Here is a 16392-nt window from a genome sequence, read left to right as displayed (position 1 = left end):
CGGTCGGATCGAGTCAGATCAGCTCGGAGATCTCGATCAGGTTCAGGTCGGGATCGCGCACGTAGACGGAGCGGATTTTCCGCGTCGCGCCCGTGCGTTCGACGGGCCCTTCGACGATCGGCCATTCGACGCGCTTCAGGTGCGCGATCACGTCGTCGAGCGGCACCGACGCGATGAAGCACAGGTCGAGCGCGCCGGGCACCGGCACATGCGCTTTCGGTTCGAACTCCGCGCCGCGCACGTGCAGGTTGATCTTCTGGTTGCCGAAGCGGAACGCGATCCGGCCGGCCCCGAAGGTTTCGAGCTGCATCTGCAGCACCTCGGTGTAGAAATGCGTCGTCCGGTCGGGATCGACGCAGGTCAGCACGAGATGGTCGAGGTGGTCAATCAGTGCCATGAGGTTCGCTCCGGTTGGTCGTTCACGAGAAAGCGCGTTGCGCGGGCATGTCGCCGGCGTCCGCGCGCGCGGCGGATGAAGGTCCGAGCGGCGCCCGGCCTTCAGGATCTTGCTCGGCACGTCATGGCCGATCAGCGCCGGCAGCCGTGCCGACGCGGCCAGCACGGCCGCGAGATCGACGCCGGTATCGTAGCCGTCGAGTTCGAGCATGTGCACGAGTTCCTCGGTGCACGCGTTGCCGGTCGCGCCCGGCGCATACGGGCAACCGCCGAGGCCGCCGAGCGATGCGTCGAAGCGGTCGATACCGGCGTCGAGTGCCGCGAGCGTGTTCGCAAGCGCCATCCCGCGTGTGTTGTGGAAGTGCAGCGTGAGCTGCAACGCGCCGAAGCGCTCGCGCGCACGTGCCGACAGCTCCCGCACTTGCGACGGAAACGCCATGCCCGTCGTATCGCACAGCGTGAAGCCATGCACGCCGAGATCGGCGAAACGCTGCATCCACGCGAGCACGCCCTCGGCCGCGATGTCCCCTTCCATCGGGCAGCCCATCGCGGTCGACAGTGAAACGTTGATGGCGACACCCGTGCCGCGTACCGCGTCGATCACGTCGCGCAGCTGCGCGAACGATTGTTCGCGCGTCATCCGCAGGTTCGCGCGGTTGTGGCTTTCGCTCGTCGACATCACGAGGTTCACTTCGTCGACGCCGCACGACAGCGCGCGCTCGGCACCGCGCACGTTCGGCACGAGCACCGTGTAGACGACACCCGGTGCGCGCGCGATGCCGTGCATCACGGCCTCGGCGTCGCGCAACGCGGGGATCGCCCTCGGCGACGTGAACGACGTGACCTCGATCTTCGCGTAGCCGCAGGCGCTCAGCACGTCGACGAGCGCGATCTTGTCGTCGGTGTCGACGAATGCCGCTTCGTTCTGGAAACCGTCGCGCGTCGCGACTTCGTGGATGTAGAGCCGTGTGCGTTGCCCGCTCATGTCGTCGTCTCCTGGTTCGGGTTCTGGTTCTGGTTCTGGTTCAGATCACGCCGCGCGTGCGCCAGTCGCCGCGCGTCGCCGCATCGATGCCGAGCGCTTCGAGTACCGCGTCGGTATCCGCGCCCAGCGCGGGCGCCGGGTGCTCGATGCGCCCGGGCGTCGCACCGAGCTTCGGCACGATGCCGGGCACGAGCACGGGCGTGCCGTCGGGCAGCGCGGCATCGACGAGCATGTCGCGCGCGCGGTAATGCGGGTCGGCGGCGATGTCGGCCACGTCGTAGATGCGCCCGGACGGGATGCGTGCGTCGTTCAACGCGGCCAGCACGGCGTCGAGATCGTGCCGCGCGCTCCACGCGCCGATCGCCGCGTCGATGCGCTCGACCTGCGCGACGCGCCCGTCGTTGTGCGCGAGCGCGGGATCGTTGCCGAGATCGGGCCGGCCGATCAACTCCATCAGGCGCCGGAAGATGCTGTCGCCGTTCCCGGCGATCAGTGCATACCGGCCGTCGCGGCAGCGATATGCGTTGGTCGGCGCGATGCCGGGCAGGCTGCTGCCGGCCGCCTCGCGCACGGCACCGAACGCCGAGTATTCGGGCAGCAGGCTTTCCATCATGTTGAATACCGACTCGTACAGCGCGACATCGACGACCTGCCCCTTGCCGCCCTGCTGCTCGCGATGCCGCAGCGCGAGCAGCACGCCGATCACGCCGTGCAGCGCCGACAGCGAATCGCCGAGCGAGATGCCGACGCGCACCGGCGTGCGGCCAGGCTCGCCGGTCAGGTGCCGCAGGCCGCCCATCGCCTCGGCGATCACGCCGAAGCCGGGACGGTCGCGGTACGGGCCCGTCTGGCCGAAGCCCGACACGCGCAGCATCACGAGCCCCGGGTTGATCGCGGACAGCGCGTCCCAGCCGAGCCCCCAGCCCTCGAGCGTGCCGGGCCGGAAGTTCTCGATCAGCACGTCGGTTTCCGCGACGAGGCGGCGTACCACGTCCTGCCCTTCGGGCGTGCGCAGGTCGAGCGTCAGCGAGCGCTTGTTGCGCGACTGCGCGGCCCACCAGACCGACGTGCCGTCGTGCAGCAGCCGCCATTTGCGCAGCGGGTCGCCGAGCGCGGGCGGCTCGACCTTGAGCACGTCCGCACCGAATTCGGCGAGCATCCGGCCCGCGAACGGGCCGGCGATCAGTTGTCCGAGTTCCAGCACGCGGATGCCGTCGAGGGGGCGTGTCATGGCTGTCTCCGATGAAAGCGTGTTGTCGATGACGGCGATCATGACGGCGTTCCCGCCCGGCGAAAATCGATCGATGCTCAACCAGCCTTTCCGAAACGGAAAGGCGTGCGCGACATCCGTTCACATATGTGGTGCGCCAGCCTTTCCGTCCGGGAAAGCGCACTCGCGCAACGGTCAAACGACGGCCCGCGCACCGCCGGCAGAATCGAACCCGTTCCGCGCCCGCCCCGGGCGCCTGCCAGCGAGGCCCGCCATGTTTTCCGTTTCCTCTCCCGCGAAGATCGTGTTCCTCGACCGCGCGACGCTGTCGCCGCAAACCGTGCTGAAGCCGTTCCCGTTTCCGCACGCGTTGCGCACGTTCGAGCGGACGGCCGCGCACGAGGTCGCTTCGCGCATCGGCGACGCGGACATCGTCGTGACCAACAAGGTGCGGCTCGACGCGGCGGCGCTTGCCGACGCGCGGCGCCTGCGGATGATCGCGATCGCCGCGACGGGCACCGACATCGTCGATCTCGACGCCTGTGCCGCGCACGGCATCGTCGTGAGCAACATTCGCGGGTATGCGGTCCGCACGGTGCCCGAGCACACGTTCGCGCTGATCTTCGCGCTGCGCCGCAGCCTCGTCGCGTACCGCGACGCGGTGCGCGCGGGGCGCTGGCTCGACAGCGGGCAGTTCTGCTTCTTCGATCATCCGATTCGCGACCTGGCTGGCTCGACGCTCGGGATCGTCGGCGACGGCGTGCTCGGGCGCGCGGTGGCCGGCATCGCGCGCGCGCTCGACATGCGGATGCGGTTCGCCGCGCACGGCGATGCGTCGGGGGACGACTATGCGCCGCTCGACACGCTGCTTCGGGACAGCGACGTGATCACGCTGCACTGTCCGCTCACGCCCGCGACGCGACACCTGATCGACGCGGCCGCATTCGCGCGGATGGCACGCCGGCCGCTGCTGATCAATACCGCGCGCGGCGGGCTCGTGGATGAAAACGCGCTCGTCGACGCGTTGCAGTCGGGGCAGATCGCGGGCGCGGGGTTCGACGTGGTCACGCAGGAGCCGCTGCCGGCCGCGCATCCGTTCCACGCGATCCTGTCGCATCCGGCCTTCATCCTGACGCCGCACGTCGCGTGGGCGAGCGACGAGGCGATGCAGGCGCTCGCCGATCAGCTCGTCGACAATGTCGCCGCGTTCGTCGAGGGCGCTCCGACGCATGTCGTGTGATGCGCAGCCGCGGGGATCGTTTCGACGGCTCTACGAGAAAAGCCCCGCTCGATTGCTCGAAGCGGGGCTTTGGATCGGGAGTTGCTTATGCCAGTGACCCGGCACGTAGCGGGTTTGTGCATCGGGTTCATGCATCCGCCCTGTCTTGCAGCGGGTTTCTGAACGCCTGACGAGCGCTACGTCAGGGAACTCGGGCCGCCGATGCTGCAGGGCCGGTCTGACGCTGGTCGGGCCGTGTACTGGATCTCACCGGCTTTGGCTGCGGCGCACCACCCGGCGCGCTGATCCCGACCCGAACGCGTGCGTTTCAGTAAGCGGACATCTCGACGCAAGGATCGACCTTGGACGGCGAGCAGATGACCGAATACTTGGCGCTCTCGCGCATCAGCGCTTCGCCTTCGTGCAGCGCGATCTTGATCTCGGGATGACGCTCGTACGCGAGGAATGCCGAGCACACGACCGCGGACATCACGACGAGGGAAAACACAAATTTTTCAAGGGTTTGGAAACGTTCAGGCATGGTTCGACCTATCACTTAGGCCGTGATTATATCTCGAAATAAGGGTTTTCCCTATAAGCCGGCCCGCATACCGAGGATGCATTCGGTCGCGCGCGGACGCGATGCTCGCGCCCTTTTTTCCTGCCAGTCCGCGCCTGAGTGTCGGTCGAACAGGATGGGTCGACCGGTTGCGGGGTTCGCGCCGTACCGGCGCTGCCGGCAACCGTGTCCGGCCACCAGGCCGGTCGCGGACGCCGCCCCGCCGCTGCGCCAGCCCCGGTGCATCCGGCGATGCGCTCGCGGGCAATCGGTCGGTGGCGTGAGGTCGGTGGAAGGCGCGGCGCGGCGTTCGGGCGCGACAGGCCGCGTATTACCGGAGGGAAACGCCCCGCCCGTCGCCCTCGCAGGTCACTGCGTCACTGCGGCGCCGACGCGCCGCTTGCCGCATTGCCGGGCCATGCCTTGCCGATCTGGTCGACCAGCGATTTCGCGGTGCCCGTCACGATCGCCGCATCGACGCCGGACGTCTGCCACGAGCCGTCAGCGGCCTTCACGAACGTCAGGTTCGCGCGCGACGGCTTGTAGTCGGTATTGCGCCACGTGACCACGACGTCGCACGAGTAGGTGCGATCGCCGACCTTCTTGCAATCTCCGTCGGGCTTCGCCGACACGACATCGGCCGAGACGGGCAGCGGCTGGCCGAACAGCGCGTTCAGCCCGCCGTGGTTTTCCGCCTCGAGCGCGCGGCGCACGGCGGCATCGACGTCGCCCGATCCGGGGCCGTCGTGGAGCAGGTTGCAGGCGGCCAGGAGAGTCGATGCACCGGCGAGTGTCAGCAGCGTCTGGAACTTCATGGATATCCGTTATCGGGTGAACGCCGCGTAGTCTGCAACGTCCGCGTATCGTGCGCGGTATCCATTTGTAACCAATTGCACGGGCGCGATCGCCCCTCCGCTTCGCCCGCGCCTGCTGACGCCCCTACTGCCGCTCCTGCTTCACGCGGCTCACGAGCTGCGTCGGGCTCACGAACTGCAGCGCGATGACCACCCATACGAGCGTGATGGCCATGTAGATCATCGCCATCGCGTCGATCGACTGCGGCGCGCGCACGCCGGTCGAGAACACCGCGTAATACAGCGCGACGACGAGTGTCTGCGTGCTCGGCCCCGCGGTGAAGAAGGTCAGCTCGAACATCCCGATCGTGCGCACCAGCACGAGCAGCCCCGCCGCGAGCATGCCGGGCACGAGCAGCGGCAGCAGCACATGGCGGAAATAACGCCACGTGTTCGCGCCGAAGATGCGCGCGGCGGCTTCGAGATTCGGATCGATCTGCTCGATGAACGGCGTCATCACGAGGATCACGAACGGCAGCGCCGGCACGAGGTTCGCGAGGATCACGCCGGGCAGCGTGCCCGCGAGCCCGACCTTGTACATCACGGTGGCCATCGGGATCCCGTACGTGACGGGCGGCACCATCAGCGGCAGCAGGAACACCAGCAGCGCGAAGCGCTTGCCGCGAAACTGCACGCGCGCGAGCGCATAGGCGGCCGGCACGCCGAGCGCGATCGACAGCAGCACGACCGCGCCGACGACCTCGACGGTCACCCACAGCACGCTCGCGAGCTGGAAGTCCGCCCACGCCTTCGCGTACCAGTGCAGCGTGAAACCCTGCGGCAGCGGCGTGCCGAACCAGCGTGTCGCGATCGAGTTCACCGCGACGGTCGCGATCAGCAGCATCACGTTCAGCAGGAAGAACGCCATCAGCCCCCAGACGAGCGCGTGCCACGCACGGCCGGCGAGATGGCCTGCCATCTTCCGCGGTTTCCTCGCGTCGGCGGGCCGCACGTCGGGCACATCGTGCTTCGGCGGCCACGCGCGGGCGGCATGATTGTCGGTCGCCATCAGCCCTTGCCCCCCGTCACCGCGCCGGTATAGAAGAAGCGGCGCGCGCCGAGCATCGACGCGACCACCAGCAGCTGCACGAAACCCATCACGATCGCGATCGCCGACGCGAGCGAATAGTCGTAGCTCTCGAACGCCGCTTCCGCCGCCGCGATCGAGATCACGCGCGTGGGCCCGGCCGGTGCGCCGAGCAGCACGGCCGACGGGAACACCGAGAACGCCTGCACGAACGACAGGCACGCGGCCATCGTGAGCCCCGGCACGAGCAGCGGCAGGTAGATCCGCCGGAACTGCTGCCACGGGTTCGCGCCGAGCGTCGCCGCCGCGCGCGCGAGTGTCGGGTCGATGCCGCTGATGTACGAGAGCATCAGCAGGAATGCGAACGGAAAACCCGACACGATCAGCGACAGCAGCACGCCCCAGTAGTTGTGCGTGAGGCGCACTTCGTCGGTGTACAGGTGCAGCCCCTGCAACGCCTGCGGGAACCAGCCGTTCGGCCCGAAATACGTGAGCATCCCGTCGGCGACGAGCACCGTGCCGAGCGTGACGGGAATCACGAGCAGCGTCGTGACGAACTTCTGGTAAGGCGAATTGCGGCGCAGCGCGAATGCGACGGGCACCGCGACGCCGACGTTGAGCAGCGTCGCCGGCACCGCCAGCTTCAGCGTGACGAGCACCGTGGGCCACATCGCGGTGTCGGTGAAGAACTGCACGTAGTTCGCGAGCGCGCCGCCGCCGTTCATCGGCTGGAACGACAGCACGAGACCGTAGGCGAACGGATAGACGAACAGCGCGACGATGAACGCGAGTGCGGGTGTGACGAGCCAGGCTTTCGCGTCGCGCGGTGTGCCGCCGGCCCGGAGCGTGCTCACGCGGCCTCCCGATGGCGCGTTGCGGTGCACGCGATGCGGCGGCCGTTCATCGCGCGTCTCCCGCATAGACGAGCGTGCGCGACGGCGCAACACATAACCGCAAATGCTCGCCTTCCGCGAATTCACCGGCCACGCGCGCCCAGATCGGGCCGAACGGCGTGGCCGCACGGATCAGCGAATCGCGGCCGCCGTATTCGACCGTTTCGACGGTCGCGTCGAACGCGTTGTCGGCGCCGTCTGCCGCGCGCTCGATGTCGTCGGGACGCAGCGCGACCGCGACGTCCTTCGCGTCGAAGCCGGCCATCGGAACGCCCGTGAGCCGCACGCCTGCGGCGCTGACGTTTACGTGGCCGCCGGCCATCCCGTCGAGCGTGAACGGCAGCACGTTGCGATAACCCATGAAACGCGCGACGTGCAGGTTGTGCGGGCGCGTGTAGACGTCCTTCGGTGTCGCGACCTGCTGTACGACGCCCTCCTTCATCACGACGATGCGGTCGGCCATCGACAGCGCCTCGTCCTGGTCGTGCGTCACGTAGATCGTCGCGCGTTCGAGCTGCGTGTGGATGCGGCGGATCTCGGCGCGCATCTCGATGCGCAGCTTCGTGTCGAGGTTCGACAGCGGTTCGTCCATCAGCACGAGCGGCGGCTCGATGACGATCGCACGTGCGATCGCGACGCGCTGCTGCTGCCCGCCCGACAGTTGCCCGGGCAGCTTGCCCTCGTGGCCGACGAGCTGCACGAGTTCAAGCGCCTGCTGCGCGCGCCGCCGCGTTTCCTGCTTCGGCACGCCGCGCATCTTGAGACCGAAACCGACGTTGTCGAGCACCGACAGGTGCGGAAACAGCGCGTAGTTCTGGAACACCATCCCGAAGCCACGGCGCTCGGGCGGCAGCACGTCGATGCGCGTGTCGTCGAGCCAGATGCCGCCGCTCGTGAGCGGCTGCAGCCCCGCGATGCAGTTCAGCGCGGTCGACTTGCCGCAGCCCGACGGGCCGAGCAGCGCGATGAACTCGCCGCGCCGGATCTCGAGGTCGAGCCCGTTCAGCGCGGCGATCTGCGCACCTTCCGCATTGGTGAAGCTGCGGCTGACGCCATCGAGCCGCAGCCGTTCGAAACTCTGCTTCATTGCGCGAACTCCATCGACGCGGGCGCCGTGGCGCCCGCCGGCCCATGCGTCACTTCGACTTCTGCGAACCGATCTCGCGGTCCCACTTCTGGAACGCGGCGACCATCGCCTGCGCGCTGAGCGGCTGCACGTGCGGGCGATCCGCCAGCAGCTTCGCGTATTCCGGGCGGCCGAACTTGCGGATCACTTCCTGGCTGTGCGCGGGCGCCATCTCGAGCGTCACGCCCTTCACCGCCGGGCCCGGATAGAAGTAACCGTCGTCGTAGGTCATCGCCTGCTGCGCCGGTTCGAGCAGGAAGTTCATCAGCTTGAACAGCACGTCGAGCTTGTCCTTCGGCACGCCCTTCGGGATCACCATGTAGTGCGCATCGTTGACCCACGTCATGTTGTCGAACGCCTGGACCCGGAACTCGGCCGGCACGATGCCGAGCGCACGCGGGTTGAGATCCCAGCCGGTGACGGTCACGGTCATGTCCCGCGTGCCTTCGCCGAGTTCCTTCATCACTGCCGACGTGCCGCCCGGGTAGTACGGGACGCAGTCGTTGAGCTGCTTCAGGAACGCCCAGGTCTTGTCCCAGCCGTTGATCGGGTCCTGCGGGTTCTTGTCGCCGAGCACATACGGCAGCCCCATCAGGAACGTGCGGCCGGGGCCCGAGTTCGCCGGGCGCGCGTAGATCAGCTTGTTCGGGTGCGCCTTGCACCATGAGAGCAACTGGTCGGGCGTCTTCGGCGGGTCGCTGACCTTCGCCGGGTTGTATTCGAGCAGCGGGCCGGCCGGCATGTAGGTGACTTCGAGGCCGAAGCCCTGTGCGAGGTCCTGCATCTTGCGCGGGCCGGGTGCGTACCGGTCGAGCACGCCGGGGAATGCGCCCGCGTTGTCGGGCAGCACCTTCAGCCACAGGTTCTGCTCGATGCCGGCGGCCAGTGCGTCGGTGCCCGTCAGCACGAGGTCGATGTCGGCGCGCCCCGCCGCCTGCATCGCCTTGATCTTGCCCGGCAGCTGCGGCGCCGGCGCGTTCGTGAACGTGACGCTCGACACGAGGGTCGGGTTCTTGTCCCTGAAGGCTTCGATGGCCTTCTGCGTGAGCTGCAGGTTGCCCGCGACATCGACGATGTTCAGCGATACGGGGGCGGCAACGGCTGCCGAGGCCGACAGCGTGAAGCTCACGGCGAGTGCGATCCGGCGGACACGGCGAGCGATCGTGGTGGCGTTCATGTCTCCTCACTTCGGTCGGTGGATGGGACCTTTCTTTTCAGGAAATCATGACGGCGTTATACGATGTCGGTCAACAAAAAACCGAGGTGGCCGGGGCGGGACTTTCCCTGACAAACACCTTCTGGTGAGTGCCAGTTTGATTACCCGGCAAGACGGGCCGGGATCGCGGCTGGATGCCCAGTCGTCTTGCGACGTCATATCTCTGCTGGGGCAATCCCGGCGAAGTGGATTCAACTGGCCCCGACTGGATCGGTGCCGTCAGCGTTCGGCAGGCCCGGCAAATCAGCGGTTCTTCAGCGCGATCAACACGTCCCGGTGGCCGGAAATGATTTTTCGCGCCGCGCGGGACGTCGTCCTCCTCGGCTTCGGTCGAAGCCTTGGCCTCGTGGGTAGGACGGATGATCGTGCGGGGTTTCAACGCAACGCCGTACAGCACCTTTCGTTTGGGATCCGTGACGGCATTCCGCAAAAAATGACAGCGATCGGCCGCTTGTCCGTCAATCGGATGGAGCGGTCGCGTCGCTGTCAGTCATGGCGCCCGATGAATGGACGAAAACGGCCCGAGGACGGCAAACAATGCCCGAATATCAATTCCTCAAGCCTGAATTGCCTTCACCCAACGCCCTCACCTCGCCGATCAACCGTTCCGCATCGCGCCACTCGCCATACCCCGACGCCGGATTCAGGTGCCCCACTTCGCCGAGATCGACGAGCCTGCTGCCCCACCCTGCCGCCAGCGTTTCGATGCGCTCGAAGCGCGCGAGCGGATCGTTGCGGCTCGCGGCGACGATGCTCGGAAACGGCAGCCGCCCGGTCGGTACCGGCGTCCAGCCGTTCGCGTCGATCGCGTCGGGCGCCGGATAACCGGCGGGCATCGGCGTATCGAGATCGGCCGGCGCCGCGAGCAGCGCGCCGTGGATCTTGCGCGTGGCCTGCCGCGCCCAGTGCACGGCAATCATCACCCCCGCGCTGTGCGCGACGAGGATCACGGGGCCGTCGATCGCGGCCAGCGCCGCATCGAGCGCCGCGACGCGTGCGGCGCGGCTCAGCTTGTCGGCTTCGAGCGGCGCGACGGCGCGTGCGTTCGGCAGGCGCCGTTCGAGGTGCGTCTGCCAGTGGTCTTCGACGTGATCGCGCAAGCCGGGCACGATCAGGATGGTGGGTGCGGTCGTCAGGGTCATGCAGCCTCCGAAGCGTTCAGGAAAGTCTGGACGCGCGCCGTTCGCGTTCGACGCGCGCGAGGTCGGCCACATAGCTCGCGCGTCCGATCGCGAACAGCACGGCGGCCATGAGCGGCACGACGGGAATCCATTGGAGTGCGCCGACGAGGCCGGCGCGATCGGCGGCCCACCCCGTCAGCAGCGGGCCCGGCGCCATGCCGAGCAGGTTGTTGGCGAGCGTGAGCGTCGCGAACGCCGATGCGTGGATCGCGGCCGGCGTCAGGTTCGCGACCATCGCGCCCGACGCACCGGACGCGCCCGCGCCGACCAGCATGCCCGCGCAGATCAGCGCGAGCTGCAGCGGCCCGGGCGGCAGCCGGAACGCGACCTCGAGGCAGACGCCGGTCAGCACGCAATACGCGATCGCGGTCAGCCACTTGCGCTTGCCGTCGGTTTTGCCGACGCGGTCGGTGACGATCCCGCAGCCGACCATTCCGATACCCGCGAGCAGCACGAAACCGGCGGCGAGCACGGCCGCGCGGTCGGGCGCCATCGCGTAGTAGCGATTCAGGTAGCTCGGCAGCCATGCGAACAGCGCGCCCGGCACGAACAGGTGCAGCCCGCTGCCGAGATACGCGCAGATCACCGAACGCGACGCGAACAGCCCCGACATCAGCACGCGCACGCTGCCGCGCAGGTCGCGCGGCGTGTCGGTGTCGCGCCGGCAGGGTTCGGTGCCGCATTCGGTGCCGAATTCAGAGCGATATGCGGCGAGCCGCCGTTCGGTCACGACGCAGCGATACGCGACGAGCAGCACGATGCCGAGCGCGGCCATCACGCCGAACGACCAGCGCCAGCCGAGATGCGCGCCGACGAGCCCGCCGAGCGCCATGCCGAACACGGAGCCGAATGCGCCGCCGGCCATGAACGCGCCGGTCAGCGTCGCGCGCAGCCGCGCCGGGAAGATGCTGAGGATCAGCGCGACGCCGACGCTGCCGTACGCGGCTTCTCCGAGCCCGACGAGGCCGCGCGCGACGAGCATCTCCGTGTAATGAGTCGACAGCGCGCAGCCGAGCGTCGCGACGCTCCACAGCGCGGCCATCAGCACGATGCTGCGCACACGCCCGAAGCGGTCGGCGAGCACCGACAGCGGAAACGTCAGCAGCCCGACCAGCAGCGCGACGACGCCGGAGAGCGAACCGAGCTGCGTGTCCGACAGCGCCCATGCTTGCTTGAGCAGCGGGAACACGGCGTTGAGCACCTGCCGCGACATGTAGTCCGACAGCAGCAGGCCGACGGTCAGCCCGAACACGAGCCACGCATAGGCGGGCGCGCGCCGGCCGGCGGCGGCGACGTCCTGAATCGACGGCTCGACATGATGGATCAGCATGCGTGTCTCCTCCGGCACCGGAGCGGTCGTGCTCCGGCGCGGCTTGCGTGGCCCCGCTCCGTTGACCGGAGTCCGCCCCCGCATCACGCGCGGGGATGGGTGCCACGCCACAACGATCGGCGGGCCGCGGCCGCCATGGCCGCGGGCCCGGATGCGCGGCGCGTCAGGCGGCCCGCAGCGGCACGTTCGGCTGGCCCGGCCGGCGGTTCGGCGCCATCCCGAGCTGCGCGAGGGTCTCGTCGATGCCGTCGTACTGCACGCCGATCCGGTAGATCGCCTTCGCTTCCTTGCCGGTCGCGATGTCGCGGCCGAGTTCGCGCGCGATCCGTGCGCACTGCTCGACCTGCTGCACCGAGGTCATCCGGTTGCCCTTCTGGTCGATGATCGTGTCCTCGATCCCGCAGCGCGGATGCAGGCCCAGCGCCATCGCGACCGTGTTGATCGGCAGCACGTTCTTCATCAGGGATTCGAGCGTGATGCATGCGCCGTCCGGGCAGCGCCGCACGAATTCCATGAAGTTGTACGGATTCGGGCCGTCGAAGCCGCCGCCGATGCCGACCCACGTGACGTTCAGCGGGCCGCGATAGACGCCGCGGCGGATGATCCGTTCGAGCGTTTCCAGCGCATGCATGCCGGTGAGCTGGAAATGCGGCTGGATGCCGGCCGCCTGCAGGCGGCGCAGGTGCTCGTCGACCCAGCCGGGGCCGGCCGGCACGGTCATCTCGCGGTACGCGTCCCACAGCGCGGCTTCGTTCAGCGACGTGCCGGCGATGTCCTTGCGGTTCATCAGCTCGGTGATGTTCATCTGTACGGTGTTGATCGCGACCGTCACCTGGTCGGGCTTCGGCGTCAGCTCGGCGAGCATGTGGCGCGTGTCGTCGGACAGCCATTTCGCTTCCGCGCCGTCGCCTTCCGGCGCGAACGAGATCGAGCCGCCCACTTGCAGGATCATGTCGGGCACCGCCTCGCGCAGCCGGCCGAGCAGCTCGTTGAACTTCGACAGCCGCTTGCTGCCCTTGCCGTCGAGTTCGCGCACATGCAGGTGCAGCACCGTCGCGCCCGCGTTGTAGCAGTCGACGGCCTTCTGCACGTGCTCGTCCATCGTCACCGGAATGTCTTCCGGAAAATCGGCGGGCATCCATTCGGGGCCGTACGGTGCGACCGTGATGACTACCTTGTCCTGGTTTTCCGGGTGCAGCGAATCGTCGAGAAATTGCATGTCGTCCTCCAGTGGAAATCGTTTTTGTGCAGGCGTACGGGCGTGCGTATCCCGCCGCGCCGGGCGGCGGGCCCGGCGCGTTGTTCGGCGTGGCGAATCGGTTAGGGTGCGAGCGCGCTCAGAACGGCACGTCGCCGACGATGCCCGCGCGCTCCATCCGGCGCACGCACGGCGGGTAGTCCATGACCGCGTAATGCTGCGTGCTGCGGTTGTCCCAGATCGCGACGCTGTTCTTCTTCCAGCGCCAGCGCACCTGGTATTCGGGGATGTATGCCTGGCTGATCAGGTATTGCAGCAGCTGGCCGGCGCCGGGATTCGCGTCCTGCCCGACCCGCACGCGCGCGGGCGTGTGGTAGTTCGTGAAATGCGTGGTGAACGCGTTCACGTACAACACCTTCTCGCCGGTTTCGGGGTGCGTGCGCACGACCGGATGCTCGGCGTCCGGGTACTGCGCCTTCAGCGCGAGGCGCTTGTCGATCGGCATCGCCGCACCGAAGCTCGCCTCGATGCTGTGGCGCGCGCGCAGGTCGTCGATCTGCTGCTTCACGTGGTCCGGCAGGCGCTCGTAGGCGAGCACCATGTTCGCCCACATCGTGTCGCCGCCAACCGGAGGACCGTCGATGCAGCGCAGCACGCAGCCGAACGGCGGCGCCACGCGCCAGCTCGCATCGCTGTGCCACGCATTCTCGTAGCGGTCGTTCGGCTGGTCGGGCGACTTGTAGATCCGCACGAGCCCCGGGTGTTCCGGGTCGCTGCCGGCGACCGGATGATCCTCGAGCTCGCCGAAGCGCCGCGCGAACGCGACGTGCTCGGCGCGCGTGATGTCCTGGTCGCGCAGGAACAGCACGCGATGCCGCAGCAGCTGCGCGCGGATCTCGGCGAACAGGCCGTCGTCGTGCACGGCGTCGGCGAGGCTCACGTCCAGCAGTTCCGCGCCCAGCGCGCAGGTCAGGGGTTCGACTCGCATGCGCGTCTCCTCAGACGATGAACACCGACGAACCGGTCGTCTTGCGCGATTCGAGATCGCGGTGCGCCTGCGCGGCATCCTGCAGCGCGTAGCGCTGGTTGATTTCGATCCTGATGCGGCCGGCCGCGACGTGCGCGAACAGTTCGCCGGCCAGGTCGTTCTTCTCGGCCGGATCGGCGATGTAGTCGGCCAGCGCCGGGCGCGTCAGGTACAGCGAGCCCTTCATCGCGAGGCGCTGCGGATCGAACGGCGGGATCGGGCCCGACGCGGTGCCGACGCACACCATCAGCCCGCGCCGCTTCAGCGAATCGAGCGAGCCTTCGAAGGTGTCCTTGCCGACGCTGTCGAACACGACGTCGACGCCCGCGCCGTCCGTCAGCTCGCGCACGCGTTTCGCGACGTCCTCGCGGCTGTAGTCGATCGTATGGTCGCAGCCGTGCGCGCGGGCGATCGCGGCCTTGTGCTCGCTGGAAACCGTGCCGATCACCGTGAGCCCGAGCAGCTTCGCCCATTGCGAAACGATCAGCCCGACGCCGCCGGCGGCCGCGTGCAGCAGGATCGTGTCGCCCGGCGCAAACGCGTGGATACGGCGCAGCAGGTAGGCCGACGTCAGGCCGCGCATCGTCATCGCCGCGGCCGTTTCGCACGAAATGCCGGCCGGCAGCCGCACGAGCGGCGCGGCGGGGATCAGCCGCTCGGTGCTGTACGCGCCGAGCGTGTTCAGGAAGCCCGTGTAGGTCACGCGGTCGCCGACGGCGACGTTCGTCACGCCCGGGCCGACGGCGTCGACCACGCCGGCCGCCTCGACGCCGATCCCGGCCGGCAGCGGCACCGGATACAGGCCGCTGCGGAAATAGGTGTCGGCGAAATTCAGCCCGACGGCCTCGTGCCGCAGGCGCACCTGGCCGGCGCCCGGATCGCCGACGTCGACTGCTTCCCAGCGCAGCACGTCGGGGCCGCCGGTTTCGTGGAATCGCACTGCATGTGCCATCGTGTTCTCCGTATGTTGTCAGTCGGATGCGCGCCGCGCATCGTCGGGTTCGTTCATGCCCGGCGGCGTCGCGGCTGCGCCGTCCGCCAGCGGGTCGTCCAGTCCGGCCCAGTCCGCGTCGCCCAGGTAGCGTCGCGCGGCCGGGAAAATCACGCCTTCCATCCGCCCCATCTGCTCGAACGCGCCGTGCGCATAACGGGCGAGCGCCGCGTCGAACGCGGCCGACGGCAGGCCGTCCGCGGCGATTCGCTCGAGCGCATCGAGCGCTTGCGCATCGCGCTGCCGCTGGCGGTCGAGTTCGTCCAGTTCGGCCGCGACGCACTCCGCGCGCACGCGCAATGCCGCGAAGAGCTGCGCTTCGGCGGCCGTGCCGACACGGGCGCGCTGCAACGCGGCGAGCGATGCCAGCGCACGCTGCGCGTCGGCCGCGCGGCGCAGCGGTACGTCCGCGTGTGCGTCGGCCGCCATCAGGCCACGCTGCGCGTCGCTCGCTTGTCGCTGCTGCTGTGCATCCACGTCCACATCAGCGTCCACGCCGGACGCCATCAGCGCATGCAGCAACTCGCCGACCGCGCGATGCGCATCCAGGCAACGTGCCATCACGCGCGCCTCGGCCGGCGTGCGCCGCGACGTGCACACGAGCACCGGTACACCGCTCGTCGCGAGCAGGTGCCGCCGTTGCGCGCAGGCCGCCGCATCGGCGTCGTGCGGCAGCGCCGCAACGCCGATCAGGTCGCAGCCGAGTTCGGCCGCCAGCGCGGCAGGTGCCGCGTCGCCGCCCCCCGGATGGCCGGCCCCCGGAAGGCCGGCCCCCGCGATCACATGGGACAAACCCTGCGCCCGCGCGGCGGCTTCCACTTTCGCACCGTGTTCCGGCAGCCGCGCTCCGGATAAACGCGAGGCCGGCGCGGCGCCGGCCAGCAGGAACGTGACCCGGGCGCCGACCGCGCGCGCCAGTTCGAGCGCATGGCCGATCGCGTCGATGCCGCCGGGCGCGCCGTCGACCGTCACGAGCAGATGGCGGTACATCGTGCCGCTCCGTTTATCCGGCGAGCGACGCGTTGCGCCGCGTGCCGCTCGATACGATGTTCATGGCCCTCTCCTCGTTGCGTTCGTCATGGATCGGAACCCATGCTATCGACGCGGTGCCGGTACGGCCCCACTCGTCGCGGGGGGGATTGACGCGCGAACGCGGTTCGGCCGATCCTTCCCCCCACAC

Annotated in this window: 15 protein-coding genes and 1 pseudogene; 1 reads left to right on the top strand and 15 read right to left on the bottom strand. The window is 68.7% G+C overall.

The annotated features are described in order from the left end of the window. Nucleotides 1-13: 13 nt before the first annotated feature. The 3 genes and pseudogenes from DPV79_RS19990 to DPV79_RS19980 form a co-directional block, all read right to left on the bottom strand. Complete coding sequence (locus DPV79_RS19990; RefSeq protein ID WP_027787387.1) at nucleotides 14-397, bottom strand: VOC family protein; 384 nt, start codon at nucleotides 395-397, stop codon at nucleotides 14-16. 22 nt (nucleotides 398-419) lie between these two features. Further along, nucleotides 420-1381, bottom strand: a pseudogene (locus tag DPV79_RS19985) (hydroxymethylglutaryl-CoA lyase). A 40-nt stretch (nucleotides 1382-1421) separates the two neighbouring features. Continuing rightward, nucleotides 1422-2612, bottom strand: coding sequence for a CaiB/BaiF CoA transferase family protein (locus tag DPV79_RS19980; RefSeq protein WP_113046352.1), 1191 nt, complete (start codon nucleotides 2610-2612; stop codon nucleotides 1422-1424). A gap of 253 nt (nucleotides 2613-2865) precedes the next feature. On the opposite strand from DPV79_RS19980, the gene DPV79_RS19975 reads away from it, so the two are divergent. Continuing rightward, entirely contained in the window at nucleotides 2866-3831 is a 966-nt protein-coding gene (locus DPV79_RS19975) for a D-2-hydroxyacid dehydrogenase (protein ID WP_113046294.1), read from the top strand. A 307-nt stretch (nucleotides 3832-4138) separates the two neighbouring features. On the opposite strand, the gene DPV79_RS19970 is transcribed toward DPV79_RS19975, so the two are convergent. The 12 genes from DPV79_RS19970 to DPV79_RS19915 all read right to left on the bottom strand — a co-directional run bounded on the left by DPV79_RS19970 (nucleotide 4139) and on the right by DPV79_RS19915 (nucleotide 16202). After that, complete coding sequence (locus DPV79_RS19970) at nucleotides 4139-4351, bottom strand: hypothetical protein (RefSeq protein ID WP_006497261.1); 213 nt, start codon at nucleotides 4349-4351, stop codon at nucleotides 4139-4141. Nucleotides 4352-4746: 395 nt separating this feature from the next. Continuing rightward, on the bottom strand, nucleotides 4747-5184 hold the full coding sequence (locus DPV79_RS19965; protein ID WP_021159623.1) for a hypothetical protein: 438 nt from the start codon (nucleotides 5182-5184) through the stop codon (nucleotides 4747-4749). 124 nt (nucleotides 5185-5308) lie between these two features. Continuing rightward, entirely contained in the window at nucleotides 5309-6232 is a 924-nt protein-coding gene (locus tag DPV79_RS19960) for an ABC transporter permease (protein ID WP_060056485.1), read from the bottom strand. After that, a complete protein-coding gene (locus DPV79_RS19955) occupies nucleotides 6232-7104 on the bottom strand; it encodes an ABC transporter permease (RefSeq protein ID WP_104767999.1) in 873 nt (290 codons plus the stop codon). The genes DPV79_RS19960 and DPV79_RS19955 overlap by 1 nt, the downstream gene beginning before the upstream one ends. 46 nt (nucleotides 7105-7150) lie before the next feature. After that, nucleotides 7151-8230: an ABC transporter ATP-binding protein gene (locus DPV79_RS19950; protein WP_113046293.1), complete on the bottom strand. Its 1080-nt coding sequence runs from the start codon at nucleotides 8228-8230 to the stop codon at nucleotides 7151-7153. A 49-nt stretch (nucleotides 8231-8279) separates the two neighbouring features. Next, nucleotides 8280-9446, bottom strand: a complete 1167-nt coding sequence (locus tag DPV79_RS19945) for an extracellular solute-binding protein (RefSeq protein WP_113046292.1) — start codon at nucleotides 9444-9446, stop codon at nucleotides 8280-8282. A 587-nt stretch (nucleotides 9447-10033) separates the two neighbouring features. Next, nucleotides 10034-10627, bottom strand: coding sequence for an RBBP9/YdeN family alpha/beta hydrolase (locus DPV79_RS19940; RefSeq protein WP_113046291.1), 594 nt, complete (start codon nucleotides 10625-10627; stop codon nucleotides 10034-10036). Between the two features lie 16 nt (nucleotides 10628-10643). After that, nucleotides 10644-11996, bottom strand: coding sequence for an MFS transporter (locus DPV79_RS19935; RefSeq protein WP_113046290.1), 1353 nt, complete (start codon nucleotides 11994-11996; stop codon nucleotides 10644-10646). Between the two features lie 163 nt (nucleotides 11997-12159). Next, the gene (locus DPV79_RS19930) at nucleotides 12160-13215 is read right to left on the bottom strand and encodes a beta-keto acid cleavage family enzyme (protein WP_021159631.1); all 1056 of its coding nucleotides are present in this window, start codon (nucleotides 13213-13215) and stop codon (nucleotides 12160-12162) included. Nucleotides 13216-13333: 118 nt separating this feature from the next. Next, nucleotides 13334-14182 carry a TauD/TfdA dioxygenase family protein gene (locus tag DPV79_RS19925; RefSeq protein ID WP_021159632.1) on the bottom strand — a complete coding sequence of 283 codons (849 nt, stop codon included), beginning with the start codon at nucleotides 14180-14182 and terminating at the stop codon, nucleotides 13334-13336. Between the two features lie 10 nt (nucleotides 14183-14192). Beyond that, nucleotides 14193-15173: a quinone oxidoreductase family protein gene (locus tag DPV79_RS19920; RefSeq protein WP_021159633.1), complete on the bottom strand. Its 981-nt coding sequence runs from the start codon at nucleotides 15171-15173 to the stop codon at nucleotides 14193-14195. A gap of 18 nt (nucleotides 15174-15191) precedes the next feature. After that, nucleotides 15192-16202 (bottom strand): universal stress protein, encoded by a 1011-nt coding sequence (locus tag DPV79_RS19915; protein ID WP_113046289.1) that lies wholly within the window; start codon nucleotides 16200-16202, stop codon nucleotides 15192-15194. Nucleotides 16203-16392: the final 190 nt, after the last annotated feature.

The organism is Burkholderia reimsis (genome assembly GCF_003294055.1).
In the GTDB taxonomy this organism is placed as follows: Bacteria; Pseudomonadota; Gammaproteobacteria; order Burkholderiales; family Burkholderiaceae; genus Burkholderia; species Burkholderia cepacia.
The sequence above is the reverse complement of the archived record's forward strand: the minus strand, read 5'-3'. Positions and strand labels throughout refer to the sequence as shown.

Coding starts and splice junctions, on each gene's coding strand:
- DPV79_RS19990 (WP_027787387.1), bottom strand. CDS start 397: ATGGCACTGATTGACCACCTCGACCATCTCGTGCTGACCTGCGTCGAT.
- DPV79_RS19980 (WP_113046352.1), bottom strand. CDS start 2,612: ATGACACGCCCCCTCGACGGCATCCGCGTGCTGGAACTCGGACAACTG.
- DPV79_RS19975 (WP_113046294.1), top strand. CDS start 2,866: ATGTTTTCCGTTTCCTCTCCCGCGAAGATCGTGTTCCTCGACCGCGCG.
- DPV79_RS19970 (WP_006497261.1), bottom strand. CDS start 4,351: ATGCCTGAACGTTTCCAAACCCTTGAAAAATTTGTGTTTTCCCTCGTC.
- DPV79_RS19965 (WP_021159623.1), bottom strand. CDS start 5,184: ATGAAGTTCCAGACGCTGCTGACACTCGCCGGTGCATCGACTCTCCTG.
- DPV79_RS19960 (WP_060056485.1), bottom strand. CDS start 6,232: ATGGCGACCGACAATCATGCCGCCCGCGCGTGGCCGCCGAAGCACGAT.
- DPV79_RS19950 (WP_113046293.1), bottom strand. CDS start 8,230: ATGAAGCAGAGTTTCGAACGGCTGCGGCTCGATGGCGTCAGCCGCAGC.
- DPV79_RS19945 (WP_113046292.1), bottom strand. CDS start 9,446: ATGAACGCCACCACGATCGCTCGCCGTGTCCGCCGGATCGCACTCGCC.
- DPV79_RS19940 (WP_113046291.1), bottom strand. CDS start 10,627: ATGACCCTGACGACCGCACCCACCATCCTGATCGTGCCCGGCTTGCGC.
- DPV79_RS19935 (WP_113046290.1), bottom strand. CDS start 11,996: ATGCTGATCCATCATGTCGAGCCGTCGATTCAGGACGTCGCCGCCGCC.
- DPV79_RS19930 (WP_021159631.1), bottom strand. CDS start 13,215: ATGCAATTTCTCGACGATTCGCTGCACCCGGAAAACCAGGACAAGGTA.
- DPV79_RS19925 (WP_021159632.1), bottom strand. CDS start 14,182: ATGCGAGTCGAACCCCTGACCTGCGCGCTGGGCGCGGAACTGCTGGAC.
- DPV79_RS19920 (WP_021159633.1), bottom strand. CDS start 15,173: ATGGCACATGCAGTGCGATTCCACGAAACCGGCGGCCCCGACGTGCTG.
- DPV79_RS19915 (WP_113046289.1), bottom strand. CDS start 16,202: ATGTACCGCCATCTGCTCGTGACGGTCGACGGCGCGCCCGGCGGCATC.